Genomic DNA, 1,723 nt, shown 5'->3' with positions numbered 1-1,723 from the left:
GCGCCCGTAGCTCAGTTGGATAGAGTACCTGGCTACGAACCAGGCGGTCGGGAGTTCGAATCTCTCCGGGCGCACCATTACACCGAAACAGCAGGCCTCGGCCTGCTGTTTTTTTATGTGTGTTTTTCGGCAGGGCTGCGCCCTGCACCTGCAGAGGCCAAAGCAACGGCAACAGCAGAAGCAGGCATTCCGAGGGATGGCGGGGCGGTGTCGGAGTGCGGGGACGCCGTAAACCCGTCCATGGGGGCTTGGCCGCGGCATCCATGCCGCGGACACCCCGCACTCCGACACCGCCCCACCCCTGACAGATCACCGCGATCTGCGGTAGATCCACGCCGTGCGTGGATGAATCTCCATCGAGTTCGAGTTGGAGTTCGAATATTTCAACAATTGATCGAAGAGCATCCACGCATGGCGTGGATCTACCGTGTCGACCAGGGTCGACACCCACCAACCGCACCAGCACCGACAGATCGCCGGAAACCTGTCGAAGGCGGGGTGGGTCCGGTTGCGGGAGTGTCCGCGGCATGGATGCCGCGGCCAAGCCCCCATGGACGGGTTTACGGCGTCTCCCGCAACCGGACCCACCCCGCCTCCCCACAGGAAACCAGCTTCTGCTGTTGCTGTTGCTGTTGCTGTTGAGGTTGCCGGCCAGCGGCCGGCACTACTGCAGGTGCAGGGCGCAGCCCTGCCGAACCCTACCCCTCTGCCATCGCCTGCCACCATTGCGCCAGCAGCTCCGGCCGCCGCAGGCGCTCGCGCCACCAGCGCAGGGCCGCGCCATCTTCGCCGGTGCGCCAGGCCAACCAGAAGGTCTCTTCCGGCTTGTGCTCCTCGACCTCGCGGATCACCAGCTGGCCGCGCGCCACCGCCGCGCGCGCGCAGGGCTCGGGCAGGAAGCCGAATCCCAGCCCCTGGCACTGCAGCTTCAACTTGCTGGCCATGTCCGGCACGGTCAACGTCTCCTGGCCCATCAACAGGCCCACCGTTCGTGGCAGCAGCCGCCGCGCAGAGTCGGACACGGCGATCGCGCAATACGGCGCCAACTGCTCGCGGCCCAGCACACCCGGTACGGACGCCAGCGGATGCCCGGGTGCCACCGCAAACACAAAATCAACGCTGCCCAGCGGCTCGACCACGTAGCCCCCGCCACTGGGACCCTCACCGGGAGCCGCGACCAACAGGTCGGCGCGCCGGTCCAGCAGCGCTTCCCAGGTACCGGACAGTGCTTCGCCAAACAGGCGCAGCCGGGTGGGCGCCGCCACCTCGCGGAACGCGGCGATATCCGGCCCCAGCAGCCAGGTCGGAAATACCGAATCCACCGCCAGGGTCAATTCCGCCTCCCAGCCCGAGGCCACCCGCCGCACCCGCAGCTCGAGCTCCCGGGCCGCACGCAGCAGGTGCCTGCCCTCCTCCAGCAGCGCGCGCCCGGCCTCGGTCGGCTCCGCCCGCGGGCCGATCCGGTCGAACAGCTGCACCCCCAGATCCTCTTCCAGCTTGGCCACGGTGTAGGAAATGGTCGAAGGCACCTTGTGCAGGGCCTTGCCGGCGCCGGCAAAGGAGCCTCGGCGGTCGATCGCGTCCAGGATCTGCAGGGCATCGAGGCTGAGCTTGAGCATTCGAAATTTTCGATGATTGCTGTCGAAACTATCCGTTTTTCAAACCCAAGGTGCAAGCGGATACTTCTCTTCAACGGGGAAACACAGCGGCTACCCGCCCACCC

At 66.6% G+C, this 1,723-nt stretch carries 1 protein-coding gene and 1 tRNA gene; one reads left to right on the top strand and one right to left on the bottom strand.

From position 1 onward, the window contains the following. Nucleotides 1-77: transfer RNA gene (locus BW38_RS04000), tRNA-Arg, on the top strand. A gap of 621 nt (nt 78-698) precedes the next feature. On the opposite strand, the gene BW38_RS04005 is transcribed toward BW38_RS04000, so the two are convergent. Beyond that, the gene (locus BW38_RS04005) at nt 699-1,619 is read right to left on the bottom strand and encodes a LysR family transcriptional regulator (RefSeq protein ID WP_025878941.1); all 921 of its coding nucleotides are present in this window, start codon (nt 1,617-1,619) and stop codon (nt 699-701) included. Nucleotides 1,620-1,723 lie beyond the last annotated feature (104 nt).

The sequence above is a fragment of the Stenotrophomonas sp. RIT309 genome (assembly GCF_000632045.1).
GTDB classification, from domain to species: domain Bacteria; phylum Pseudomonadota; class Gammaproteobacteria; order Xanthomonadales; family Xanthomonadaceae; genus Stenotrophomonas; species Stenotrophomonas indicatrix.
Note: the sequence above shows the minus strand (reverse complement) of the source record. Positions and strands in the feature narration are given on the sequence as shown.